The following is a 24985-nucleotide window of genomic DNA, read 5'->3' as shown; positions in this document are numbered from 1 at the left end:
ACGCGCCGCCCAGGCCCGTATTCTGGCGGCGGCGGAAATCTCTCGCGCCGAGGTCGACGCCGAACTGCCGGGCGCCATTTCGACCGGCGAGCAGACGTTCTTCGATCGGCAAAGCCGACAAGTTCGGGCAAGACGGGCCACGAGACTTGGCGCGATCGTTTTCGACGAGGCGCCCCTTCCCCGCCCGACGGGCGAGGCGGTGACACGCGCGCTGGCTGAAGGGGTGCGCGAGCTGGGGCTGGAACAGCTTCCCTTTTCGAAGGAAGCGATACAGCTCCGCGAACGCATCGGCTTTCTTCATCGCGGCATCGGCGCACCATGGCCTGATGTCAGCGACGAGGCGTTGCTGTCGCGTCTGGACGAATGGTTCGTTCCCTATCAGAGCGACGCGCGGGGGATTTCGGACATTTCGGCCTCCGGTCTGTCGAACGGCCTGATGGGACTCATACCACATGAGTTGCAGCGCGACCTTGCCCGTCTCGCGCCGACGCATTTCGAAGCACCGACGGGCCAGCGGCATCCGATCCAGTATGACGGCGAAGAACCGGCGCTGACCATCCGTGTCCAGGAGCTTTTCGGCCTCAGACAGCATCCGGCGATCGGCGGCGGCCGCCTGCCGCTGCTGCTGGAACTGACATCGCCGGCGCATCGGCCAATCCAGACGACACGCGATCTTCCGGGTTTCTGGGCCGGATCGTGGAAAGATGTGCGCGCAGACATGCGAGGGCGCTATCCGAGACATCCCTGGCCGGAGCGCCCGGAAGAAGCCCTGCCGACGACAAGGGCGAAGCCGCGTGGTACATGAGCCGAAAAGCGGCAAGGACAAGATTATGGTCGATGACGTCGAAAGCCTGACCGACGACGGCAGGCATCGGAGCAGAAGGCTCCGGCTTCAGACACTTATCCGGCTACGATGGCTGGCGGTCGGTGGACAGGCGCTGACGGTCTTCGTCGTCGCCTTCTGGCTGAAATTTCCCTTGCCTCTCCTGGCAAGCGCAACCCTGATTGCGGCGCTTGCCACCGTCAACTTCTACCTGATGATCCGCTATCCGCCGACGCATCGTATCGATCCGGGCGCCGCTTTCGTTCTTCTCGGCTTCGATCTCTTACAGCTTTGCGCGCTGCTGTTCATTACGGGCGGCCTCGCCAATCCGTTTGCAGCGCTTGTCTGTGTTCCCGTGATCATCTCCTTCGCCTCGCAGCCAATTCGCTACAGTACCGCGCTGATCCTCGTCGCGATGGTGTGTATCACCATTCTGGCCTTCTCGCCCTTCCCGCTTCCGTGGTTCGACGGCGTCGAGATCAACGTCCATAATGTCATGCAGTTCGGCGTCTGGTGTTCGATCGCCTCGACCATGGCTTTCGCGGCATTCTATGCCTACCGGGTTTCGATGGAGGCCAGCCAGCTCGCCGATGCGCTTGCGGCAACCGAGCTCGTTCTGCAGCGGGAGAAGCATCTTTCGCAGCTCGACGGCCTCGCCGCTGCGGCCGCGCATGAGCTTGGCACACCGCTTGCCACCATCAGCGTCGTTGCCAAGGAGATGGAGCGGGAGCTGAAGGACGACGAGCGGTTCCGCGAAGACGTGCAGCTGCTGCGCAGTCAAAGCGAGCGTTGCCGCGACATTCTGAGACGGCTTGCAACGCTTTCGGCGGAAGGCGACGCGCATCTGCGGCGCCTGCCCCTCTCCTCGATGATGGAAGAGATCGTCGCGCCGCACCGCGAATTCGGAATCAAGCTGGAACTCATCGAGAAGAACTCGCGAAAGGGAGAGCCGGTCACCGATCGCAATGCCGGCATCATGTATGGGCTCGGCAACCTCATTGAAAACGCCGTCGACTATGCGCGAGACAAGGTGACCGTCACGGTGGAGCATAATCAGCGCAGCGTGCGGATCATCGTGGAAGATGACGGCGACGGGTATTCGTCCGATATTCTGACGAGGATCGGCGAGCCTTACGTGACAAAGAGACAGAAAGAGGATCGTGCGGGCGGCCTCGGCCTCGGGCTGTTCATCGCGAAGACGCTACTGGAACGCTCAGGCGCGTCGCTGATTTTCGAGAATCGCGCGCCGCAGGGCGCCGGCGCCCGCGTGCGTGTCGAATGGCCGCGCATGCTCATTGATGCACATTCGACAAAATAACTGTATCGGCCTAATTAAAGACTGCGACATAATAAGGCGAATAGCACCAGGGTTGAGATGATGAACGAACCGGACCACGATACTTCCGCGGCAAACGAGGATCACATCGGTCCCGATGCGAGCCTGTTGATCGTGGACGACGACGGCCCGTTCCTTCGCCGGCTCGCACGCGCCATGGAAGCTCGCGGCTTTCGGGTGGAGACGGCAGAGTCGGTGTCAGAGGGTGTCGCGAAATCGAAGAGCCATCCGCCGAAATATGCCGTGGTCGACTTGCGGCTTGGGGATGGTAACGGCCTCGATGTCATCGAGGCAATCCGCCAGCGCCGTGACGACACGCGAATCATCGTCCTGACCGGGTACGGCAACATTGCAACCGCGGTGACGGCGGTCAAACTGGGCGCGGTGGACTATTTGGCCAAGCCGGCGGATGCGGATGATGTCTACGCAGCATTGACGCAGCGCGCCGGCGAGAAGGCAGAGCTGCCTGAAAACCCGATGTCGGCCGATCGCGTTCGCTGGGAACATATCCAGCGGGTTTATGAAATGTGCGAGCGCAATGTTTCCGAAACCGCACGGCGGCTGAACATGCATCGACGCACGCTTCAGCGAATCCTCGCCAAACGCGCACCGAAATAAGCACCATCAGACATCGTCGACGTTGAAAGGCTTGCCGTTGGCCCATTCGGCCATGAGCAGGCGTTGGGCGGCCGCGCGTGAGAAGTTCAGCGTTACCGCCTTTCGGGTCGCGGGCGGCAGTCGGTGTTCGGGCGCCTCGCGCAGCATATGCGCGCCGTAGCCGTCGGAAAGGAAGAGACCGCAATCCTCAGGGAAGATGTCCAGTGGCACGTCCTTGTGGGTGGCGAAGAAAAGCCGGTCGCAATGCTGCCGGTACTCGGGCCACTTTCGATCCACCCTGAAATCCTCGATCGACGTCTTGATCTCGATGATCCAGATCTCGCCCTTCTCGGAAACGGTAATCAGATCGGCACGCCGGCCGCTGGCGAGCGGCAGTTCGGGAAGAACAGCATGACGCATTTCATGAAGTAGAATCTGCGTTCCACGACGCACCAGCATGGCTCTGTCCGATTGCCGGCCATCGATTAACGGATTGTTATTGTAAACACTCAAAATCGTCATGGATAACCGTGGGGAGGTTGCGGCCGTTGTTGCAAAAAAACCATGCGGTTCTAGTTTGCCATTGCGTATTGGCTCTGCCGCACTGCAACAGCTTGCAAAGGCAAAGTTAATCGAAAATAAACCATAATCAAAGATGGTTCAGAAGAACGATCCTCCCTTGCCCCATTACTAAGAGACATCCATGCGCATCCGCAATGCACTTCCTGTATTCGGCCTGATGGCGACGCTCGCTCTGGCCGGTTGCTCAACGACTTCCGAAAGCGCCTCCGTCGAAAACAAGGATGCTGTCGCCACAGGACCGATCGTCCAGACGGCACAAATCTTCGATGACGCGTATGGCGTAACGACGGATGCGGGCTACTCGCTTCCGGCGATCCCGATCCAGAAGGTCAAGCCGCAGTTCCGCCGGCAGGTTGTCTCTTACGATACCACGGAGCGTCCGGGTACGATCATCGTCAACACCCGCGAGCGTTTCCTTTATTACATCCTGCCCGGCGGCAAGGCGATGCGCTACGGCATCGGCGTCGGTAAGCAGGGCTTCGCCTGGGCTGGTACAGCTTACGTCGCCTGGAAGCAGGAATGGCCGACCTGGCATCCGCCGAAGGAAATGGCTGAGCGCAAGCCTGAGGTTGCCAAGTATGTCGAAGAGGGTATGGGCCCTGGTCTGACCAACCCACTCGGCGCGCGCGCCATGTACCTCTTCAACGACAAGGGCCAAGATACCCTCTTCCGCCTGCACGGCACGCCGGAATGGGCGTCGATCGGCACAGCCGCTTCCTCGGGCTGCATTCGCCTGATGAACCAGGACGTGATCGACCTCTACAACCGCGTTCGCCCCGGCAAGAACACATCCAAGGTCGTCGTTATCCAGTAAGCGGGACGCCAAATTCGGTATAAAAAAGGCCGCCGGAGCTTTCGTTCCGGCGGCCTTTTCTGTTACCTGCTCGGCAATTACGTCGATGCTTTGGCCTTCAACTCGAGACGGCGGCGATGCAGGACCGGCTCCGTATAGCCGTTCGGCTGCGCCCTGCCCTTCAAGACAAGATCGAGTGCCGCTTGGAAGGCGATCGAACCGTCGAAATCCGCAGCCATCGGCGTGTAGGCCGGGTCGGATGCATTCTGCTGGTCGACGATCGCGGCCATACGCTTCATCGTCTCCACGATCTGGGCTTCGGACGTAACCTTGTGGTGCAGCCAGTTCGCCATGTGCTGGGCGGAGATGCGCAGCGTCGCACGGTCTTCCATGAGGCCGACATTGTTGATGTCCGGTACCTTGGAGCAGCCAACGCCCTGATCGACCCAACGGACAACGTAGCCCAGAATGCCCTGGGCATTGTTGTCGAGTTCGCGCTGGATTTCCTCAGGTTGCCAATTCGGCCTGACAGCAACGGGTACCGAGAGGATGTCGGAGAGCTTGGCTCGAGCGCGATCCTTCAGACCCTGCTGGACGCGGGCGACATTGACGCGGTGATAATGGGTGGCGTGCAGCGTCGCGGCGGTCGGCGACGGAACCCAGGCGGTATTGGCGCCGGCCTTCGGGTGCGCGATCTTCTGCTCCAGCATCGCCGCCATCAGGTCCGGCATGGCCCACATGCCCTTGCCGATCTGAGCATGGCCGGAAAGGCCGCATTCCAGACCGATATCGACGTTCCAGTTCTCGTAGGCCGCGATCCAGGCGGCCTGTTTCATATCGCCCTTGCGAATCATCGGCCCGGCCTCCATCGAGGTATGGATCTCGTCGCCAGTGCGGTCCAGGAAGCCGGTGTTGATGAAGACGACGCGTTCACGGGCGGCGCGGATGCATTCCTTGAGGTTGACAGTGGTGCGCCGTTCCTCGTCCATGATGCCCATCTTGATCGTGTTGCGCGCCATGCCGAGGGCATCTTCGACGCGCGAGAAGATTTCGGCCGCGAACGCCACTTCCTCGGGACCGTGCATCTTCGGCTTGACCACATAGACCGAACCGGCGCGGGAATTCTTGCGGCGGCCGTTCGGGCCGACGTCGTAGAGGGCGATCATGCCTGTGATTATTGCGTCCATGATCCCTTCAGGCACTTCGTTGCCGTCGCGATCAAGGATAGCCGGATTCGTCATCAGATGGCCGACGTTGCGAACCAGCATAAGCGAGCGGCGATGCACTTCAAACGGTGCACCCGATGCGTCGTTGTACTGCAGATCGGGATTGAGTTTGCGAATGAAACTCGAGCCGCCCTTCGACACTTCCTCCTGAAGGTCCCCCCTCATGAGGCCGAGCCAATTTCGATAGACGACGACCTTGTCCTCGGCGTCGACCGCGGCAATCGAGTCTTCGCAATCCATGATCGTGGTGATCGCCGATTCCAGCCACACGTCGGAAATATGGGCCGGATCGCTCTTGCCGATGGCCGTCGAGGCATCGATAACGATGTCGATGTGGATGCCGTTGTCCTTCAACAGGAGGTGGGTCGGCGCCGTGGCTTCGCCCTGATAGCCGGCAAAATGTGCGGTATCAGCAAGCGAAACGCTTTCGCCATCTGTCGAGGTGATGACAAGAGCACCGTCCTGAACCGCAAACGTCGCGACGTCCTTCCAGCTCCAGCCATCAAGCGGCGCGGCCGTGTCCAGGAAATCGCGAGCCCAGGCAATGACCTTTTCACCGCGCTGTGGGTTGTAGCCCTTCCCCTTCTCGGCGCCGTCTGTCTCAGGGATCGCATCCGTGCCGTAGAGCGCATCATAGAGCGAGCCCCAACGAGCGTTAGCGGCGTTCAGCGCGTAACGCGCGTTCATCACGGGAACGACGAGCTGAGGTCCGGCGATCGAGGCAATCTCGGGATCGACGTTCGTCGTCGTGACTTGGAAATCCGAGCCCTCCGGCAGGATATAGCCGATGTCACGCAGAAACGCCTGATAGACTTCCATATCGGTCGGCGCACCATGCTGGCGGTACCAGTCGTCGATGCGGAGCTGAAGCGCATCGCGCTTTGCGAGCAGCTCGCGATTGCGCGGCGCCAGATCGTGGACGACGGCCGAGAAATCGGCAAAGAACTTGTCGGCATCGATCTTCAAGCCGGGCAGCGCTTCCTTGACCAGAAAATCGTGAAGGACGGCTTCAACAGCAAGACCATTCTTATCGATGCGGCTCATTCAATATCTCCTCAGACCCACACGGGCTTTCGCATGCTGCCACTTTGCCCGGCTTTCATTCATAGTCAATTATGCAATAGTTCTAAAGATTTATGTCCCTTAAGGAACATATCTCGGCGTTACGCGCATCGGCAAGCCGTTTTGCGGCTGGGTCGTCAGTTTCTGCACCGGCCAGGGATTGGTCTGGTCCGTCATGTCGAAGCGGAAACGGTGCATCAGGACGGCAAGAGCGATGACGGCCTCCTGCAGCGCGAAGGTCGCGCCGATGCAGACCCGCGGGCCGGCGCCGAACGGCAAAAACTGGAAACGCCCGACGCTACCGCGATTTTCCGGCAGGAACCGCTCCGGCATGTAGGCGCGCGGCTTGTCCCAGTAGAGTTCGTGGCGATGCAGCGTCCACGGCATGATAAGGACCGTGACGCCGGCCTCGATCTCCACCGTCTCGCCTTTCGCGTTGGTCCAGCGATCGGCGGCGATGGCGGCGCGGTTGATCGACGGCGCCGGCGGATAGAGTCGAAGCGCCTCCTCGAAGGCAGCGCGCGTATAGGGCATCAGGTCGAGCCATTTTACTGGCTCGACCTCCTCAGCCACAACACGGTCAATTTCCTCCTCCATCGCCTCACGGATGTGCGGCGTGTTCGCCACGCAATAGAGCGTCCAGGCGAGGGCTCGCGCCGTCGTCTCATGACCGGCACCGATGAACGTGAGAATATTGTCTTCGATTTCGTCATTCGTCAGCCCGCCGCTCTCGGCCTGCTCCAGAAGGAGGGTCAGGAAATCGTCGGGCGCGGCGGCGCGATCGGCGCGCATCCGTGCAAGGCGAGCATCCATGGTCTCGCGGACAATGTTGCGGAACTTGCCAAGCACCTTCTGCCCGCCGATGCGCGTGACGCGCGGAATCCAGGATGGCGCGCGCAAGAGGTCCATCGGGTCGACACGCCCCATGCGGTGCAGAAGCGCGTTGACGTCGTCGGCAAAGCTGTCGGAGGAGGTGACGATCTCTCCGGAGAAGAGCGTGTCGGCGAGAATGGCGAAGGTCAGCTCCGTCATGTCGGCAGCAATCTCGAAGACCTTGCCTTCGCTGCCGGCCGCTTCGTATTTCCGCGCATAGTCCTGAGACTGCCGAAGCATTTGCCCGGCAAAGCCGTTCGCGTGGCGCGGCGTGAAGACCGGCGCCACGGCCTTGCGGGAGCGCTTCCACACATCTCCTTCCGCGGTCAGCAGCCCGTCGCGCAGGATTGGGCGCAAGATCAGCTGGCGAATATCCGACATGCGGTAGTTGGCGGCATTGTCGACGAGTACGTGACGGATCAAGCCGGGATCGTTGACGATCAGCGTCCTTTCGCGAAAGAAGCGCGTCTGGATCCACGGCAATGTATAAGAGGGCTCGCCCCAGAGCTCGAGCGGGTTACGCAGAATGGTGCGAATAATCTCAAGCCGGCTCGGCGGCACCGTGCGGGGCACTGGTGCGGGCGGTACAAAAGGATCTGGACGCATGTCCATCAGAACTCAGCCTTTTCACAGGAGATAAAAGTCCCCGGCAAGGCGAAAGCTAGAGCAGGCGCTCCAGCTCGTCCAGCTTATCGTTGACCAGCCAGCCGTAATAGTTTTCTTCCGGCCAGACGGTTTCCCCGGAAGCGCGGTTCTTTGCGGCAAGAGCTGCGGCACGCTGGCGCGAGTTGCCGACATTGTAGAGCGTCGCCGTGAGACCAGGGTTCTTGGAAATGTCCACGCCCGCGATCTGCTTGTAGTCGTCGATCGATCGGCGGATCGAGGCCGCGACAAAGGCGAGCGAGATATCCGGCTGCATGATCGCCTTATAAACCGAGCCGGCATCCTTCTCGTTCAGTCTCTCGTAGCCCGACACCTTCGAAACCAGATCGGTCAACATCAAGGCCGTCAATGGGTTGATCTGACCGAGGCCGAAGGTCTGACCGGCGTAGAAGGGCTGGAAGAAAACCGCGCTGAAGCGATTGTTCGGGTAGCTCTTGCCATCGACAGTCTTGCCGCGGAAGTCACTTTCCCAGACGTCCTCGCGGCAGCTCCACAGCGTGTAGGAATCGCTCTTGCCGTTGCATTCCGCAAACTGCGGCCGCTTGATGAAATCATCGACGTCTTCGCCATTGTAAGCGAAGCGGAAGCTCTCACCGGCGTAGGATGCCGCCTTTACGTAATAGGACTGCAAGCGATCATAGGCGTCGACATTGTATGTATGCTCGCCGACGATCGCGCCGATCACATGGATAGGATCGATGCCGTAGGCGGCCGAAACCTTCTTGATCTTGGCCATCAGTTCATGATCCGACGCCAGGAGATCATGGACCTTATCGTACTTGCGATCGAACGATGTCTTCGTGCCCTTGGTGCGGCGAACCGAAGCGCCCGGAATATCCGGCTGCTCGGCGTGACGGTTGCCCGGCGGCACCACCTGCATGGCGAAGGCAGGCGCCGACGTCAGCACGGCAGCGGCAATCAAGAGGCTTGTCAGAAAACGTCGCACGATCAGCGTTCCCATCGTTTCATGGCAATGTCGCGAAGCGCGCTGACTGGACCAAAATCTTGGCCGAATAATGCTGGCGCCGACAACAAAACGGGCCCTTCACTAAAAAGTAAAAGGCCCGCTGTCGAGAGTTGAAGCCGTCAAAATCGCGGGATCACGTCAGTAAGACGCGCCCCGATGCTTGTTCATCACAGGATGAAACGTGACAGATCGGTGTTTTGCGCCAGATCGCCGACATGCTTACGGACATACTCGGCGTCAATCGTCACGCTTGAGCCGCCGCGATCCGGCGCGTTGAACGAGATTTCGTCCAAAACGCGCTCCATCACGGTCTGCAGGCGACGCGCACCGATGTTTTCGACGGACGAATTCAAGTGGACGGCAACATCCGCCAGGGAATCGATGCCATCGTCGGTGAACTCGAGGCTGAGTCCTTCCGTTTCCATGAGAGCCTTGTACTGCCTGATGAGGCTCGCCTCGGTCTCCGTCAGGATGCGGCGGAAATCTTCCTTGGTGAGTGGGCGCAGCTCGACGCGGATCGGCAGACGGCCTTGCAGTTCCGGCAGCAGATCGGACGGCTTGGAAACATGGAAGGCACCAGAAGCGATGAAAAGCACGTGGTCCGTCTTCACCGGGCCGTACTTCGTCGACACTGTCGTGCCTTCGACCAACGGAAGAAGGTCCCGCTGTACGCCCTCGCGCGAAACGCCGGCGCCCATGCCGCCATCGCGAGCCGCGATCTTGTCGATCTCGTCGAGGAAGACGATGCCGTCATTCTCGACAGCCCGGATCGCCTCGCGCTGAATGACTTCGTTGTCGATCAGCTTGTCGGATTCGTCGCGGATAAGATCCGTATAGGATGCCTTGACCGTCGTACGGACCTTCTTGGTACGACCACCCATCGCCTTGCCGAACATTTCGGAAAGGTTGAGCACGCCGATATTGCCGCCCTGCATGCCGGGAATATCGAAACCGCCCATGCCTGTGCCGGTATCGGCGATCTCGATATCGATTTCCTTGTCGTCGAGCTCGCCACTGCGCAGCTTCTTACGGAAGCTGTCGCGGGTGGCCGGCGACGACGTGGCGCCGACGAGTGCGTCGAGAACACGTTCTTCAGCGCTCATGTGCGCCTTGGCCTGGACTTCGCTCCGCTTCTTTTCGCGCGCCAGCCCGATTCCGACCTCGACGAGATCGCGGACGATTTGTTCGACATCACGGCCGACATAGCCGACTTCGGTGAATTTCGTCGCTTCAACCTTGATGAAGGGGGCGCCTGCCAGCTTGGCGAGGCGACGGGAGATTTCCGTCTTGCCGACGCCGGTCGGTCCGATCATCAGGATGTTCTTTGGCATGACCTCGTCGCGCAGATCGGGATCGAGTTGCTGGCGACGCCAACGGTTGCGCAGTGCAATCGCCACCGCGCGCTTGGCCTCATGCTGGCCGATAATATAGCGGTCGAGTTCGGAAACGATTTCGCGAGGGGAAAATGTAGTCATCTGTTTGTTACTCCGGGTGCATCGAGCGCCATGAAATGGGCTGCACCATAGATGGAAGTTCGTGTATCGACGTAGTGGAAACCTGCTTTTTCGTAAGCCCTGATCGCCTGGCGATTTTGGGGATCCGGATCGATCACGATGCGCCTGGCGCCACCGGCGAAGAGTTCGGAGGTGAACTGGCGGATAATCGCAGTGCCGTGCCCTTTGCCGACAAGCTCGGGAATCCCGATCGAGATATCGATACCCAACGTGCCTTTCGGCTGGTCCTGATATGGGTGGCCGTCTTCCAGATGAGGATCGTAGCTTTGCAGATAGCCGATCGGCTGCCCGTCCATTTCCACGATCATCGGTCTTGTCACAATGCTCTTCATCGACTTTTCGATCGAGGGAAGCGCTTTCTCCGGCGCGTCCCACCATTTCGCGACATGCGGCTCTGCCAGCCACTTCGCCACGAGGCCAAAATCCTCATGGCTGATGTCGCGGAAACGGTAGTTCAGGGCTGGCTCAGCTTTCGGCATCCAGGGTTTCCACCACCACGTTATGGTTCGTGTAGACGCAGATATCGGCGGCGATATCGAGGGCGCGACGCGCGACCTCCTCGGCCGATTTGTCAGTATCCATCAAGGCGCGGGCGGCAGCGAGCGCAAAATTGCCACCGGAGCCGATCGCCATGGCGCCATGCTCGGGCTCAAGAACGTCGCCATTGCCCGTTATCGCCAGCGTCACCTGCTTGTCGGCGACGAGCATCATGGCTTCGAGGTTGCGGAGATACTTGTCCGTGCGCCAATCCTTGGCAAGCTCGACGGCGGCGCGCATCAGCTGACCTGGATATTGTTCGAGCTTCTTTTCGAGACGTTCGAGGAGCGTGAAGGCATCGGCCGTGGCGCCTGCGAAACCGGCGATGACTTCACCCTTGCCAATGCGCCGCACCTTGCGGGCGTTGCCCTTCATCACGGTCTGGCCGAGGCTTACCTGACCGTCGCCGGCCATGATGACCTTGCCGCCCTTTCTAACTGTAACAATCGTTGTCATCTACTATACCTTTGCCCGTCTGCCGGGCCTGTTGCGTCGGGCCGAATGCCGGCCCTGTCCAGCCCTATGTAAGTGCGTGAATGCCGATTGCAAATGGCGTCTTTTTCTGCCGCCGCGGTTCTGGATATTTCGCGGCTCGCCTGATATGGAACCCCCGTATTTCCTGATGGAGCAGCCATATGGCCGAGACCGCAGCAAGCCGCACGGGTGCCGTGTCCCGCAAGACGAACGAGACTTCGGTTTCCGTTTCCGTCAATCTCGACGGTACCGGAAAGTCGAAAATCTCGACGGGTGTCGGCTTCTTCGATCATATGCTCGATCAACTGTCACGACATTCGCTCATCGACATGGAGATCGATACCAAGGGCGATCTGCATGTCGACGATCATCACGCGGTTGAAGATACGGGCATCGCGATCGGCCAGGCAATCGCCAAGGCGCTCGGCGATCGCCGCGGCATCACGCGCTACGCCTCGATCGACCTCGCAATGGACGAGACGATGACGAAGGCAGCCGTCGATCTCTCCGGTCGTCCGTTCCTCGTCTGGAACGTCGCCTTCAGCGCGCCGAAGATCGGCACGTTCGACACGGAACTCGTTCGCGAATTCTTCCAGGCGCTTGCCCAGAACGCCGGCATCACCTTGCATGTGCTCAACCATTATGGTGCCAATAACCACCATATTGCAGAGACGTGCTTCAAGGCCGTTGCCCGCGCGCTGCGTACGGCGACAGAGATCGATCCGAGACAGGCGGGCCGTGTTCCCTCGACGAAGGGCACGCTCGTCTGAGCCCCCTGAGGGAGCTTGACGATATGACTTCCAGCTATCTGGTTCTGACTGCGCCTGCGGGAAAGGACACCAACCACGAGAAGACGCGCTTCATTCGCGACGGCTTTACCGTGCTCGGCTTTCTCTTCCCCTGGATATGGCTAGGCTGCCATCGGCTGTGGCTCTACGCTATCGCCGCATTTCTCCTGCAAAGCCTCGGCGGCGCGCTGGCCGACCGGGCTGACCTCTGGCCAGTCGGCGTCGCGATTACCTTCGCCACCAGTCTTCTGGTAGCGCTCGAGGGTCAAAATCTTCGGGCCCGCAATCTGGTCGCGAAAGGCTGGGGCGAAGCCGATCTCGTTTCGGCAGACTCGCTTGAAACCGCGGAAGAAATCTACTTTTCGAATGTCCAGACCGATGCCGGCGACAGCCGTCCGGTGCCCTCGCCGCAATGGGATCCTGCAGCCCATGCATCGCGACGCGGCAACGCCACCTCGCTCGGTCTCTTTGGTTTTGATGGAGGGCGCTGAATGCGCGTCGCAATTATAGACTACGGTTCCGGCAATCTGCGTTCGGCAACGAAGGCCTTCGAACGTGCTGCACGGGAATCCGGCATCGACGCAGCAATCGAGCTGACGGACAAGGCAGAGATCGTCGCGGCAGCCGATCGCGTCGTTCTGCCGGGTGTTGGCGCCTATGCCGACTGCCGCCGCGGGCTGGATGCCGTTCCCGGCATGGCGGAAGCGTTGATCGATCTGGTCCAGAACAAAGCCCGACCCTTCCTCGGCATTTGCGTCGGCATGCAGCTGATGTCGTCGCGCGGTCTGGAGAAAACCGTCACCGATGGCTTCGGCTGGATTCCCGGCGATGTCGTCGAGATGACGCCTGGTGATCCCAATCTGAAGATCCCGCAGATCGGCTGGAATACACTGGACCTGAAATCCCCTCACCCGCTGTTCGACGGCATTCCGACTGGACCGGACGGGCTGCATGCCTATTTCGTGCATTCCTATCATCTGGCAGCGAAGAACCACGGCGACGTGATTGCAACGGCCGACTACGGCGATCCGATCACCGCTTTCGTCGGTCGCGACAACATGGCCGGAGCCCAGTTCCATCCGGAGAAAAGCCAGAAGCTCGGCCTCGCCCTGATTGCCAATTTCCTGCGCTGGAAGCCCTGAGCTCGCGCACTGCAAGGACTGACAGAATGATCCTATTTCCTGCAATCGACCTCAAGGATGGCCAGTGCGTTCGCCTCAAGCTCGGCGATATGGAACAGGCGACCGTCTACAATCCGGATCCCGGCGCGCAGGCGAAGGCCTTTGAAGATCAAGGCTTTGAATGGCTGCACGTCGTTGATCTGAATGGCGCTTTCGCCGGCGAAAGCGTCAATGGCGCCGCGGTCGATGCGATCCTGAAGGCAACGAAGAACCCGGTTCAGCTCGGCGGCGGTATTCGCACGCTCGACCATATCGAAAACTGGCTGTCTCGCGGTCTTGCCCGCGTCATTCTCGGCACGATCGCGGTGCGCGATCCTGACCTCGTGATCGAAGCCTGCAAAAAGTTTCCCGGCCGCGTTGCCGTTGGCATCGATGCCAAGGGCGGTAAAGTCGCGGTCGAAGGCTGGGCCGAAGCCTCCGAGCTCGGCGTTGTAGAGCTCGCGAAGAAGTTCGAAGGCGCCGGTGTCGCCGCGATCATCTACACCGATATCGACCGCGACGGCATCCTCGCCGGTATCAACTGGGCATCGACACTCGAGCTTGCCGAGGCCGTATCGATCCCGGTCATCGCGTCCGGCGGCCTTGCTTCGATCGAAGACGTGAAACGTATGCTGCAGTCCGACGCACGCAAGCTCGAGGGTGCGATTTCCGGTCGCGCGCTCTATGATGGACGCATCGATCCGGCAGAGGCGCTGGCGCTGATTTCGGCCGCACGCGCAAAGGAGACGGCACAATGACCCTGAAGGCTCGTGTCATTCCCTGTCTCGACGTCAAGGACGGCCGCGTCGTCAAGGGCGTCAACTTCGTCAACCTCGTCGATGCCGGAGACCCGGTCGAGGCTGCCAAGGCCTATGACGCCGCCGGCGCCGACGAACTCTGCTTCCTCGATATCACTGCGTCCTCCGACAATCGCGAAACGATCTTCGATGTCGTCGCGCGCACTGCCGAACAGTGCTTCATGCCTGTCACCGTCGGCGGTGGCGTTCGCACGATTGCCGACATCCGCAAGCTGCTTCTCTGTGGCGCGGACAAGGTCTCGATCAATTCGGCGGCCGTCAACAACCCCGATTTCGTTGCGGAAGCCGCCGGCAAGTTCGGAGACCAGTGCATCGTCGTCTCGATCGACGCCAAGCGGCGGCGCACCCAAGCTGTCGGCCAGGACAACCAGAGCGCCTGGGAGATCTACACGCATGGCGGCCGCAACGCGACCGGCATCGATGCCGTGGATTTTGCTCGAAAGATGGTCGAGCGGGGGGCCGGCGAACTGCTTGTGACCTCGATGGATCGGGACGGGACCAAGGTCGGCTACGATCTCGAACTGACACGCGCCATCGCGGATTCGGTTAGGGTGCCCGTCATTGCCTCCGGTGGCGTCGGCGACCTCGACGATCTCGTGGCGGGCGTCAAGCAGGGACACGCCAACGCCGTGCTGGCCGCTTCGATCTTCCATTTCGGCACCTATTCCGTCGGAGAAGCGAAGCGCTATATGTCGTCTTGCGGCATCGACATGCGTCTGGACTGAGTGGGAAGCAGAATCATGAGCGAATTCACCCTCGCCGACCTTGAAAAGATCGTCGATGCCCGGTCGAAAGCCTCGCCGGATGAGTCCTGGACGGCAAAGCTTGTTGCATCAGGTCAGCCGAAAGCCGCGAAAAAGCTCGGCGAAGAGGCGATCGAGGCCGTGATGGCCGCGATCACCGACGATCGCGAGAACCTCACCTACGAAGCCGCCGACCTGCTCTATCACCTATTGGTCGTATTGAAGGTCGCGGACATTCCGTTGCAAAGTGTCATGGCGGAGCTTGAGCGCCGTACCGCTCAATCCGGCCTGAAAGAAAAGGCGAGCCGGCAAAGTTCATGAGTATCGCAAGACAGCTCATCGGAGCGCCCGAGACGCTCGATCATTTTCAGGCGAATGCCTATTCGCCCTATCACTTCTTTTCTTCGGAGGAATGGGCGCATTTCCGTGCGGACACGCCTCTTACGCTGACAGCCGACGAAGTGAAGCGGCTGCGCTCGATGGGCGACCCGATCGACCTTGATGAAGTGCGGCGAATCTATCTTTCGCTTTCGCGCCTCCTCTCGGCACATGTGGAATCGTCGCAGCTGCTTTTTGAGCAGCGCAACCGCTTCCTGAGCCTCTCCGACGTGGCGAAGACGCCGTTCGTGATCGGCATCGCCGGTTCGGTTGCCGTCGGCAAATCGACCACTGCCCGTATCCTGAAGGAGCTTTTGACGCGGTGGCCGTCCAGCCCGAAGGTGGATCTCGTCACGACCGACGGCTTCCTGCATCCGAACGCCGTGCTGCAGCGTGAAAACCTGATGCAGCGCAAGGGGTTTCCCGAGAGCTACGATACCGGCGCGATCCTGCGCTTCCTCGCGGCGATCAAGGCGGGCCAGCCGAACGTCAAGGCACCCTCCTATTCGCATCTTGTCTATGACGTGCTGCCAAACGAACACAAGATCGTCGACCGGCCGGATATTCTGATTTTCGAGGGCATCAATGTCCTGCAATCGCGTGACCTGCCAGCGGGCGGCAAGATCGTGCCGATGGTCTCCGATTTCTTCGACTTTTCGATCTACATCGATGCGGACGAAAGCCGGATTCACGACTGGTATGTAACGCGTTTCATGCGACTTCGTGAAACAGCGTTCCGCGATCCACACTCCTTCTTTCATCGCTACGCCTCGATCAGCGAGGAAGAAGCACTGACGATCGCGGAAGGTCTCTGGGAAAACATCAACCTGAAGAACCTTCAGGAAAACATCCTTCCGACGCGTCCGCGTGCCGACCTGATCCTGCGCAAGGGCAACAACCATCTCATAGAGCAGGTCGCGCTCAGAAAGCTCTAGGCCGTTACCCGGCGAAGCGTGAGATTGATCCGGCCACCGCTTTTCAACAAAGTTGACGTCGACGGATAGATCTTGTCGACGCCATGGAAGCAAAGTCGCCCTTCCGCCCCCAAGACCACGACATCCCCGCTTGAGAGCTTGAAGGAAAGCGTCCTGTCGTTGCGCGCAAGGCCGCCGACGCGAAACAGGCAGCTATTGCCGAGCGAGATCGAAACGACAGGCGCTGATAGATTCTGCTCGTCCTTGTCCTGATGAAGTCCCATGCGCGCCTCGTCGGAGTAGAAGTTGACGAGGCAGGCTTGCGGCGGCTTGTCGTAGCCGGAGACATCGTTCCAGATTTCCAGCAGTTCCACGGGGATATCCGGCCAAGGCTTGCCTGTCATGGGATGCGTCGGCTGATAGCGATAGCCGCGTTCCCTGTCGGTGACCCAGCCGAGCGGACCGCAATTCGTCATGCGAACGGACATCGGTTTGCCGGTACCGGGCATGACGGGCACGAATAGCGGGGCGTCGGCGACGATCAACCGGACAATGTCGACCAATGCCTGCTGCCGCGGCCGATCCAGGTAATCGGGGCGATGACTGACACCGTTCGGCAGCTTCATCATATCAATCTCCGAGCGGTCGCCCGCGCATCTTCTTTACCTCCGACCGACCCGACTTCGCTTTCAGCCGGCGTTCGATCGATCCCTTTGTGGGCTTGGTTTTCTTGCGGGGGGGCGGCGGCGGCTTTGCGGCTTCGAGAACCAGTTCCTTCAGTCTCTCGCGCGCGTCTTCACGATTCCGGTCCTGGCTGCGAAAGCGGCTCGCCTCGATCATCAGCACGCCTTCCTTCGAGAGACGCTTGCCGGCGAGTTTTACGGCATTCGCCTTCACACGCTCGTTCAGCGAAGGGGAGTTCGGAATATTGAAGAAGAGCTGGACCGCCGTCGAAACCTTGTTGACGTTCTGCCCGCCCGGGCCGCCCGCCAGGACGAACTGCTCCGTCAATTCCCATCCGGCGATGGTGATTCGATCATTGATATAAAGCGGGTCGCTGGCCATGCGATTTCTATCTCACATCGGCTGGCCCTTGGGAACAGACAAAGAAACCCGGCGGAGATCGCCGGGTTTCACGTGAATCATCAATGTTTTGGCGCGTCATTCAGCGGCGACGCGAAACCCCGGGGCCGCATCGCGCACCCCGCCATCGACGTGGCTCTCGAATTTCGCGAAGTTCTCGATGAACATCGTCACCAGCTTGCTTGCCTGCGCGTCATAGGCGATCGCATCCTGCCACGTGGCGCGCGGATCGAGGATCGCCGTGTCGACACCCGGCACTGCGACCGGAACCGCGAAGCCAAAGTTCGGATCGACGCGGAAATCGGCCTTGCCGAGATCACCCGCAAGAGCTGCAGCGAGCAACGTTCGGGTCGCCTTGATCGGCATCCGCTTGCCGGTGCCGTAAGCACCACCGGTCCAGCCGGTGTTAACCAGCCAGCATTCGACATCGTGACGACCGATGAGATCCTTCAGGAGATTGCCGTATTCCGACGGATGCCGTGGCATGAACGGAGCGCCGAAGCAGGTCGAGAAGGTTGCTTCCGGCTCGGTTACACCGCGCTCGGTGCCCGCCACCTTGGCCGTGTAGCCGGACAGGAAGTGGTACATGGCCTGATCAGGCGTCAGCTTTGCGATCGGCGGCATGACGCCGAACGCATCAGCCGTCAGCATGATGATCGTCTTCGGATGACCGGCAAGACCGGTCTTCGACGCGTTTGGAATGAAATCCAGCGGGTATGCGCAACGCGTGTTTTCGGTCAGCGACCCATCGTTGAAGTCGGGTTCGCGCTGGTCGTTCAGAACAACGTTTTCGAGGACGGTGCCGAAACGCTGCGTCGTCGCGTAGATTTCGGGTTCCGCTTCGGCCGAGAGACGGATGGTCTTGGCGTAGCAGCCGCCTTCGAAGTTGAAGACGCCGTCCTCGCCCCAGCCGTGTTCATCGTCTCCGATCAGCGTGCGGGCCGGATCTGCCGAAAGCGTCGTCTTGCCGGTGCCCGAGAGACCGAAGAACACCGCCGAATCACCGTCAGGACCGACGTTGGCCGAGCAGTGCATCGGCATGACGCCCTTTGCCGGCAGCAGGTAGTTCAGAACAGTGAAGACCGACTTCTTCATCTCGCCAGCGTAGAACGTGCCGGCGATCAGCACTTCTCCGTTGGTCAAGTCGCAAGCAATGACGGTTTCGGTGCGGCAGCCGTAGCGTTCCGGGTCCGCCTTGAACGTCGGCAGGTTGATGATCGTCAGCTTCGGGGCGAACGTCCCAAGCGACGCGGCCTCGGGACGGATCAGCAGGTTGCGAATGAAAAGCGAGTGCCAGGCAAGTTCGGTGACGACGCGCGTCGGCAAGGCGTTGTTTTCGTCAGCGCCGCCGATGAGATCCTGAACGAACAAGTCCTTGCCGGCGGCGTGCGCGAGCATGTCCTGCTTCAACAGCGCGAAGTGCTGCGGCGACATCGGCTTGTTGTTGTCCCACCAGATCTGGTCGTCCGTATTGCCGTCGCGAACGACAAACTTGTCGCGCGGCGAGCGGCCGGTGTGCTGGCCGGTCAGGGCGCGCAAGGCACCATGGGCGGTCAACTGAGCCTCGCCCCGGCGAATCGATTCTTCATAGAGGGAGGCGGCCGTAAAGTTATAACGAACGCTGTTTGCGTTCCCCAAACCAATCGTTGCCAGCTCTATCGCCGGGTTGTGGACTCCGAACAGCTCCATGGTCTTTCCCTTCCCTTGAGGCTCGTGCCGTTAAGAACTGAGGATGACCGTACGGGCGGTCTTTTTAAAACGCAATAGCCAGAAATCGATAAAATCGAGCAATATCAAACTATTAATCGATTTAAATTTTTCCGCATTATTTTAAATCGTTTGAATTCGTCGCCGAGACGAAAACGTCGCATGCACCTTTTGGTTGCTATGAAAACTTTGCGACAATCGCACCCTTTATCTTTGCCACAATTTGTTCCACCTTTATCCCCATAAGCGCATCCGGTTCAGAAAGGCCGCCTGGGGGACCTTCAAAATTCCTGGAGACGCGCATAGATGACGGAGATGAATACCATGCCGACAATCGCGCTCGTTGATGACGACCGCAACATCCTCACCTCGGTATCGATTGCCCTCGAGGCTGAAGGATATAAGGTCGAGACTTATACGGACGGTGCTTCCGCCCTTGATGGTCTTCTCGCCCGTCCGCCGCAGCTTGCCATCTTCGATATCAAGATGCCGCGTATGGACGGCATGGAGCTCCTGCGCCGCTTGCGGCAGAAGTCCGACATCCCGGTGATCTTCCTGACCTCCAAGGACGAAGAGATCGATGAACTCTTCGGCTTGAAGATGGGTGCCGACGACTTTATCACCAAGCCGTTCTCGCAGCGCCTGCTGGTCGAGCGCGTGCGCGCCGTTCTGCGCCGCGCATCGAGCCGCGAGGCCGCAGCCGCAGCCGGCGGTGTCGCTCCGAAGCCGGGCACAGCACAACAGCTCGCGCGTTCGCTGGAGCGTGGCCAGCTGGTCATGGACCAGGAACGCCACACCTGCACCTGGAAGGGTGAGCCGGTGACGCTGACCGTTACCGAATTCCTCATCCTGCATTCGCTGGCGCAGCGTCCAGGCGTCGTCAAAAGCCGTGACGCATTGATGGATGCGGCCTATGACGAGCAGGTCTATGTCGACGACCGCACCATCGACAGCCACATCAAGCGGCTGCGCAAGAAATTCAAGATGGTCGACACTGACTTTGATATGATTGAAACGCTCTACGGAGTGGGGTACCGCTTCCGCGAAGCAGCCTGACGCCCGCGCGGCGCGGCACGTGAGAATTGTCGAGAGCTGGTGACCGCGAAAGCGGTCCGCTCTCCGAAAGGGCCTGTCGTTGGCACAAGTGGTGCAGGAAAGAGATCTTGACGACGTGGAAGGCATAAGTGGCCGCCGCGTCAGGGGACGACGCTGGTCGCATCCCTTCACGATCATCCGGCGCATCTTCGGGAACGCCGTCTTCTCGAGTCTGACGCGCCGGATTCTCTTCTTCAACCTCGCGGCACTTGTCGTTCTCGTGGGCGGCATTCTCTATCTCAACCAGTTCCGCGAGGGGCTGATCGATGCGCGTGTCGAAAGCCTGCTCACGCAGGGCGAGATCATCGCAGGCGCGGTTTCGGCATCGGCCTCTGTCGACACCAACTCCATCACCATCGATCCGGAAAAGCTTCTCGAACTTCAGGCCGGACAGAGTATCACGCCGGTCCCGAACGATGAGGATCTGGAATTCCCGATCAATCCGGAGAAAGTCGCCCCGGTTCTGCGCCGGCTGATCTCTCCGACGAGAACCCGCGCCCGCATCTTCGATGCCGATGCCAATCTGCTGCTTGATTCCCGGCATCTCTATTCGCGCGGTCAGGTCCTGCGTTTCGATCTCCCGCCTGTCGACGACGAAGAGCAGACCTGGGGCCAGTGGTTCACGACCATCTTCAACAAGATGCTGCAGCCTGGAAATCTGCCGCTCTATAAGGAAGCCCCAGGCGGCGACGGTTCGATCTATCCAGAGGTCATGAACGCGCTGACCGGTGTACGCGGCGCGGTGGTCCGTACCACCGAGAAGGGCGAGCTTATCGTCTCTGTCGCGGTGCCGATCCAGCGTTTCCGCGCCGTCCTCGGCGTCCTGCTGCTGTCGACCCAGGCCGGTGATATCGACAACATCGTTCACGCGGAGCGCCTCGGCATCATGCGGGTGTTCGGCGTCGCGACGCTCGTCAACGTACTTTTGTCCCTTGTCCTCTCGTCAACGATCGCCAATCCGTTGCGACGTCTTTCCGCTGCCGCGATCCGCGTTCGACGCGGCGCGAAGGAGCGCGAGGAAATCCCTGATTTCTCGGCCCGACAGGACGAAATCGGCAACCTTTCCATCGCCTTGCGCGAAATGACGACGGCGCTTTATGACCGCATCGATGCGATCGAAAGCTTTGCCGCCGATGTCAGCCACGAGCTGAAGAACCCCCTCACATCGCTGCGCAGCGCCGTCGAAACGCTGCCGCTCGCGAAAACGGATGATTCCAAGAAGCGGCTGCTCGACGTCATTCAGCACGACGTCCGTCGTCTGGATCGCTTGATCAGCGACATATCGGACGCCTCACGCCTCGATGCCGAGCTGGCGCGTGTCGACGCGCGATCGGTCGACCTCGAGATTCTGCTGCGTGACCTGGTCGATATCTCGCGTCAGATCCGCAATCGCAAGAAAGAAGTGCAGATAGAGTTTGCCATCGAGCGGAAGCCCGGCGTGAAGACGCGCTTCGTGGTCAACGGCCATGATCTGCGGATCGGTCAGATCGTCACAAACCTCATCGAAAATGCCCGCTCCTTCGTGCCCGAGCCTGAGGGCAAGATCACCGTAAGGCTGGTGAGGACACGCTCGCGCTGCATCGTGTATGTCGAAGACAACGGCCCGGGCATTCTCGCCGAAAATATCGATCGCATCTTCGAGCGCTTCTACACCGACCGGCCTGAATCGGAAGGCTTCGGACAGAACTCCGGCCTTGGCCTGTCGATCAGCCGCCAGATTGCCGAAGCCCACGGCGGGTCGCTCCGCGCCGAGAACATCATCGACGCGGAAACCGAGAAAGTAACCGGCGCACGCTTCATCCTCGCTCTGCCGGCCGCCGCGGCCGCATGACGAATATCCACGCAACTGCCATCGTCATCGGCAAAACAGGCCTTCTGTTCACTGGACCTTCCGGCTGGGGCAAGTCGCTACTGGCCTTCACCTGCATCACCGAGGCGCAGCGCCTCGGGATCCCTGCCCTTCTCGTCGCCGACGACCAGGTGTTCCTATCAGAACAGGATGGCGCAGTGATCGCCGAATGCCCCCCTTCGATCCAGGGCATGATCGAATTGCGCGGCACAGGCATTGTTCGGGTGCCCTTTGCAGCTCAGGCCGCCATGCACTACGCGGTGCTTCCAGGCAGCCCCACGGGCGAGCACCGCCTGCCCCCTGACAACGAGTCGACGCAGCTTTCAGACGGCATCGATCTGCCGGCCATCAGGTTGTTGCCGAACGTACCTCTGCCACTGGCTATCCTGATGGCAAGGCTGCCCGAAATCGGCCGATAGTGCCTGCGAAATCGGCAAATCCAAGCGATAAAGTCGTATTTTTGTCTTGCACTTCCGCTTTTCATCGCCAAGATGTGCCCCCACGGTGGACGCGATTGCTGCATTGCGATATTGGGCCCATCGTTTGCATACGCCACTAGGAGCAGTAATATCATGATCGGACTTGTGCTTGTCACTCATGGCAAGCTGGCTGAAGAGTTTCGTCATGCGGTCGAACACGTCGTCGGTCCTCAGAAATTCATCGAAACGGTCTGTATCGGTCCCGAAGACGACATGGACCAGAGGCGACAAGATATTCTGGAAGCAGTGTCCCGTGCCGACGACGGCCATGGCGTCGTCATTCTGACAGACATGTTCGGCGGCACGCCCTCCAACCTGGCGATATCCGTCATGAGCAGCGGCCACACGGAAGTGATTGCCGGTATGAACCTTCCAATGCTGATCAAGCTCGCCGGGGTGCGCGGCGAAAACAATATGGAAAAGGCGCTCGTCGAGGCTTCCGAAGCCGGACGGAAATACATCAATGTCGCGAGCCGCGTCCTCAGCGGCAAATAGTGAGCATATCGCGCCCATGACTGCACTCTCCCGTGAAATTCTGATTATCAACAAGCGCGGTCTGCATGCACGCGCCTCTGCGAAGTTCGTCCAGCTGGTCGAGAATTTCGATGCTGCCATCACTGTTTCAAAAGACGGGATGACGGTTGGGGGAACCTCGATCATGGGATTGATGATGCTGGCGGCAAGCCCCGGTTCCAGTGTTCTCATTTCCGCCAGCGGCAATCAGGCCGCGCAGGCTCTGGATGCTCTAGATGAGCTTATCCAAAATCGCTTCGGCGAGGAAATGTAAGAGCCGACGGGCTCATATAAACATATAAAGACTTCTTTATATCATTATTGCCTTCACCCCAGAAGCCTGCTAAACGGCCTTTCATCGCCGCGCAGACTGCGTGGACGCATGCGGTGCCGTTGTGCGCCTTTGAATTTTGAGCCGCTTTTCAGCCTGGAGAAAACCCAATGAGCACTGAAAAAGATTACGTCGTCGCCGATATCGGCCTCGCGGACTTCGGTCGCAAGGAAATCACGATCGCTGAAACAGAAATGCCGGGCCTGATGTCCTGCCGCGAAGAGTTCGGCGCCTCGAAGCCGCTCAAGGGCGCGCGCATCACCGGTTCGCTGCACATGACGATCCAGACGGCCGTTCTCATCGAGACGCTGGTTGCACTCGGCGCCGAAGTCCGCTGGGCGTCGTGCAACATCTTCTCGACGCAGGACCATGCCGCTGCCGCAATCGCCGCTTCCGGGGTTCCAGTTTTCGCCATCAAGGGCGAGTCGCTGCATGATTACTGGGTCTACACCGACAAGATCTTCCAGTGGACCGACGGTGGCTTCTCCAACATGATCCTCGACGACGGCGGCGATGCCACCATGTACATCCTGCTCGGTGCTCGCGCCGAAGCTGGCGAAGACGTGCTGTCGAACCCGCATTCGGAAGAAGAAGAAATCCTCTTCGCACAGATCAAGAAGCGCCTTGCTGCCTCGCCGGGCTGGTTCACCAAGCAGCGTGACGCGATCAAGGGCGTGACCGAAGAAACCACCACGGGCGTCAACCGTCTGTACCAACTCAGCCAGAAGGGCCTGCTTCCCTTCCCGGCAATCAACGTCAACGACTCCGTTACGAAGTCGAAGTTCGACAACAAATACGGCTGCAAGGAATCGCTGGTCGATGGTATCCGCCGCGGCACCGACGTGATGATGGCCGGCAAGGTTGCCGTCGTCTGCGGCTACGGCGACGTCGGCAAGGGTTCAGCTGCTTCGCTTCAGGGCGCCGGCGCCCGCGTCAAGGTTACGGAAGTCGATCCGATCTGCGCGCTTCAGGCAGCCATGGACGGCTTCGAAGTTGTCACGCTCGAAGACGTTGTGTCTTCCGCAGACATCTTCATCACCACGACCGGCAACAAGGACGTCATCCGCATCGACCATATGCGCGCGATGAAGGACATGGCGATCGTCGGCAACATCGGCCACTTCGACAACGAAATCGAAGTCGCCGCGCTGCGTAACCTGAAGTGGACCAACATCAAGCCGCAGGTCGACCTGATCGAGTTCCCGAAGGGCAACCGCATCATCCTGCTCTCGGAAGGCCGCCTCCTGAACCTCGGCAACGCAACCGGCCACCCATCCTTCGTGATGTCGGCGTCGTTCACCAACCAGACGCTGGCGCAGATCGAGCTCTTCACCAAGCCCGGCCAGTACACGAACCAGGTCTACATCCTGCCGAAGCACCTCGACGAGAAGGTCGCGCGCCTGCACCTCGAGAAGCTCGGCGTGAAGCTGACGCAGCTTTCGCAGGAACAGGCAGCCTATATCGGCGTGACGCCGCAGGGCCCATTCAAGTCTGACCACTACAGATATTGATCCTCGGATCGATATCCACAACATCTAGAGGGCGCCTCATTGACAAATGTGGCGCTCTTATTTTTTAGCGCACACCTTTCCGCCGATTCCCTTCCGAAGTATTGTTTTAACACTCGATTCGTGGCCCGGACGCGTCCGTTTGCTTCGAAAATGGGATGTCTTGTCGTGA

The 24985-nt window shown here is 59.9% G+C and carries 27 protein-coding genes (1 of these 27 running past the window's edge); 17 read left to right on the top strand and 10 right to left on the bottom strand.

Translation table 11 applies throughout. The features are described 5' to 3' along the window. The 3 genes in view from hrpB to ASE04_RS02240 are tightly spaced (at most 60 nt apart) and all read left to right on the top strand, a layout consistent with a single transcriptional unit that may run on beyond the window. Window positions 1-805, top strand: partial view of an ATP-dependent helicase HrpB gene (gene hrpB, locus ASE04_RS02250; protein WP_056811220.1) — the 3' portion only. Its footprint begins 1652 nt before the window's first position; the window shows 805 of its 2457 coding nt (coding positions 1653-2457); the start codon falls outside the window, past its left edge; it ends in the stop codon at window positions 803-805. Between the two features lie 25 nt (window positions 806-830). After that, a complete protein-coding gene (locus ASE04_RS02245) occupies window positions 831-2141 on the top strand; it encodes an ActS/PrrB/RegB family redox-sensitive histidine kinase (protein WP_056811334.1) in 1311 nt (436 codons plus the stop codon). Between the two features lie 60 nt (window positions 2142-2201). Continuing rightward, window positions 2202-2777: an ActR/PrrA/RegA family redox response regulator transcription factor gene (locus ASE04_RS02240; RefSeq protein ID WP_056811331.1), complete on the top strand. Its 576-nt coding sequence runs from the start codon at window positions 2202-2204 to the stop codon at window positions 2775-2777. Window positions 2778-2783: 6 nt separating this feature from the next. Here the strand turns inward: ASE04_RS02240 and ASE04_RS02235 are convergent, their stop codons facing one another. Then, complete coding sequence (locus ASE04_RS02235) at window positions 2784-3278, bottom strand: MmcB family DNA repair protein (protein ID WP_056811217.1); 495 nt, start codon at window positions 3276-3278, stop codon at window positions 2784-2786. A 181-nt stretch (window positions 3279-3459) separates the two neighbouring features. On the opposite strand from ASE04_RS02235, the gene ASE04_RS02230 reads away from it, so the two are divergent. Continuing rightward, the gene (locus ASE04_RS02230; RefSeq protein ID WP_056811214.1) at window positions 3460-4152 is read left to right on the top strand and encodes a L,D-transpeptidase; all 693 of its coding nucleotides are present in this window, start codon (window positions 3460-3462) and stop codon (window positions 4150-4152) included. A gap of 77 nt (window positions 4153-4229) precedes the next feature. Here ASE04_RS02230 and ASE04_RS02225 read toward each other — a convergent pair whose 3' ends face one another. From ASE04_RS02225 to hslV, 6 genes are all read right to left on the bottom strand, one after another. Beyond that, window positions 4230-6401 (bottom strand): malate synthase G, encoded by a 2172-nt coding sequence (locus ASE04_RS02225; protein ID WP_056811211.1) that lies wholly within the window; start codon window positions 6399-6401, stop codon window positions 4230-4232. A 99-nt stretch (window positions 6402-6500) separates the two neighbouring features. Beyond that, complete coding sequence (locus tag ASE04_RS02220) at window positions 6501-7904, bottom strand: cytochrome P450 (protein ID WP_056811207.1); 1404 nt, start codon at window positions 7902-7904, stop codon at window positions 6501-6503. A 49-nt stretch (window positions 7905-7953) separates the two neighbouring features. Next, on the bottom strand, window positions 7954-8901 hold the full coding sequence (locus ASE04_RS02215) for a DUF1402 family protein (protein ID WP_056811328.1): 948 nt from the start codon (window positions 8899-8901) through the stop codon (window positions 7954-7956). 188 nt (window positions 8902-9089) lie between these two features. Next, window positions 9090-10397, bottom strand: a complete 1308-nt coding sequence (hslU, locus tag ASE04_RS02210; RefSeq protein WP_056811204.1) for an ATP-dependent protease ATPase subunit HslU — start codon at window positions 10395-10397, stop codon at window positions 9090-9092. Next, window positions 10394-10915, bottom strand: a complete 522-nt coding sequence (locus tag ASE04_RS02205) for a GNAT family N-acetyltransferase (protein WP_056811202.1) — start codon at window positions 10913-10915, stop codon at window positions 10394-10396. Before ASE04_RS02205 ends, hslU begins: the two co-directional genes overlap by 4 nt. After that, window positions 10902-11429 (bottom strand): ATP-dependent protease subunit HslV, encoded by a 528-nt coding sequence (gene hslV / locus ASE04_RS02200; protein WP_037131477.1) that lies wholly within the window; start codon window positions 11427-11429, stop codon window positions 10902-10904. Before hslV ends, ASE04_RS02205 begins: the two co-directional genes overlap by 14 nt. Before the next feature lie 179 nt (window positions 11430-11608). On the opposite strand from hslV, the gene hisB reads away from it, so the two are divergent. The 7 genes from hisB to coaA are packed head-to-tail and all read left to right on the top strand — an operon-like array spanning window position 11609 to window position 16269. Then, complete coding sequence (gene hisB / locus ASE04_RS02195; protein WP_056811199.1) at window positions 11609-12217, top strand: imidazoleglycerol-phosphate dehydratase HisB; 609 nt, start codon at window positions 11609-11611, stop codon at window positions 12215-12217. A 23-nt stretch (window positions 12218-12240) separates the two neighbouring features. Then, window positions 12241-12726 (top strand): DUF2628 domain-containing protein, encoded by a 486-nt coding sequence (locus ASE04_RS02190; protein ID WP_056811198.1) that lies wholly within the window; start codon window positions 12241-12243, stop codon window positions 12724-12726. Continuing rightward, window positions 12727-13377 carry an imidazole glycerol phosphate synthase subunit HisH gene (gene hisH / locus ASE04_RS02185; RefSeq protein WP_056811196.1) on the top strand — a complete coding sequence of 217 codons (651 nt, stop codon included), beginning with the start codon at window positions 12727-12729 and terminating at the stop codon, window positions 13375-13377. It abuts the gene before it with no gap. A gap of 26 nt (window positions 13378-13403) precedes the next feature. Beyond that, complete coding sequence (gene hisA / locus ASE04_RS02180) at window positions 13404-14153, top strand: 1-(5-phosphoribosyl)-5-[(5-phosphoribosylamino)methylideneamino]imidazole-4-carboxamide isomerase (RefSeq protein ID WP_056811192.1); 750 nt, start codon at window positions 13404-13406, stop codon at window positions 14151-14153. Beyond that, entirely contained in the window at window positions 14150-14938 is a 789-nt protein-coding gene (gene hisF / locus ASE04_RS02175) for an imidazole glycerol phosphate synthase subunit HisF (protein ID WP_056811188.1), read from the top strand. Before hisA ends, hisF begins: the two co-directional genes overlap by 4 nt. A 15-nt stretch (window positions 14939-14953) precedes the next feature. Beyond that, complete coding sequence (locus ASE04_RS02170) at window positions 14954-15277, top strand: phosphoribosyl-ATP diphosphatase (protein ID WP_056811185.1); 324 nt, start codon at window positions 14954-14956, stop codon at window positions 15275-15277. After that, complete coding sequence (gene coaA / locus ASE04_RS02165; protein ID WP_056811182.1) at window positions 15274-16269, top strand: type I pantothenate kinase; 996 nt, start codon at window positions 15274-15276, stop codon at window positions 16267-16269. Before ASE04_RS02170 ends, coaA begins: the two co-directional genes overlap by 4 nt. Here the strand turns inward: coaA and ASE04_RS02160 are convergent. The 3 genes from ASE04_RS02160 to ASE04_RS02150 all read right to left on the bottom strand — a co-directional run bounded on the left by ASE04_RS02160 (window position 16266) and on the right by ASE04_RS02150 (window position 19020). Continuing rightward, window positions 16266-16877, bottom strand: coding sequence for an alpha-ketoglutarate-dependent dioxygenase AlkB family protein (locus ASE04_RS02160; protein ID WP_056811178.1), 612 nt, complete (start codon window positions 16875-16877; stop codon window positions 16266-16268). The two genes, coaA and ASE04_RS02160, sit on opposite strands and share 4 nt — an antisense overlap. Before the next feature lies 1 nt (window position 16878). Beyond that, window positions 16879-17313, bottom strand: coding sequence for an alternative ribosome rescue aminoacyl-tRNA hydrolase ArfB (arfB, locus tag ASE04_RS02155; RefSeq protein WP_056811175.1), 435 nt, complete (start codon window positions 17311-17313; stop codon window positions 16879-16881). A 96-nt stretch (window positions 17314-17409) separates the two neighbouring features. Continuing rightward, the gene (locus ASE04_RS02150) at window positions 17410-19020 is read right to left on the bottom strand and encodes a phosphoenolpyruvate carboxykinase (RefSeq protein WP_056811173.1); all 1611 of its coding nucleotides are present in this window, start codon (window positions 19018-19020) and stop codon (window positions 17410-17412) included. 342 nt (window positions 19021-19362) lie between these two features. Here ASE04_RS02150 and ASE04_RS02145 point away from each other — a divergent pair, with 342 nt between their 5' ends. The 6 genes from ASE04_RS02145 to ahcY all read left to right on the top strand — a co-directional run bounded on the left by ASE04_RS02145 (window position 19363) and on the right by ahcY (window position 24816). After that, on the top strand, window positions 19363-20094 hold the full coding sequence (locus tag ASE04_RS02145) for a response regulator transcription factor (protein WP_194273809.1): 732 nt from the start codon (window positions 19363-19365) through the stop codon (window positions 20092-20094). 115 nt (window positions 20095-20209) lie between these two features. After that, on the top strand, window positions 20210-21964 hold the full coding sequence (locus tag ASE04_RS02140) for a sensor histidine kinase (protein WP_244490313.1): 1755 nt from the start codon (window positions 20210-20212) through the stop codon (window positions 21962-21964). Further along, the gene (locus ASE04_RS02135; protein ID WP_056811162.1) at window positions 21961-22401 is read left to right on the top strand and encodes an HPr kinase/phosphorylase; all 441 of its coding nucleotides are present in this window, start codon (window positions 21961-21963) and stop codon (window positions 22399-22401) included. Before ASE04_RS02140 ends, ASE04_RS02135 begins: the two co-directional genes overlap by 4 nt. A gap of 153 nt (window positions 22402-22554) precedes the next feature. Next, window positions 22555-22956 carry a PTS sugar transporter subunit IIA gene (locus ASE04_RS02130; protein ID WP_007528763.1) on the top strand — a complete coding sequence of 134 codons (402 nt, stop codon included), beginning with the start codon at window positions 22555-22557 and terminating at the stop codon, window positions 22954-22956. A gap of 16 nt (window positions 22957-22972) precedes the next feature. Next, on the top strand, window positions 22973-23248 hold the full coding sequence (locus ASE04_RS02125) for an HPr family phosphocarrier protein (protein ID WP_016556881.1): 276 nt from the start codon (window positions 22973-22975) through the stop codon (window positions 23246-23248). A gap of 167 nt (window positions 23249-23415) precedes the next feature. Further along, entirely contained in the window at window positions 23416-24816 is a 1401-nt protein-coding gene (ahcY, locus tag ASE04_RS02120; protein ID WP_056811160.1) for an adenosylhomocysteinase, read from the top strand. Window positions 24817-24985: the final 169 nt, after the last annotated feature.

Source organism: Rhizobium sp. Root708 (assembly GCF_001429725.1).
GTDB lineage: Bacteria > Pseudomonadota > Alphaproteobacteria > Rhizobiales > Rhizobiaceae > Rhizobium.
This window is presented reverse-complemented; position numbering and strand designations above follow the sequence as displayed.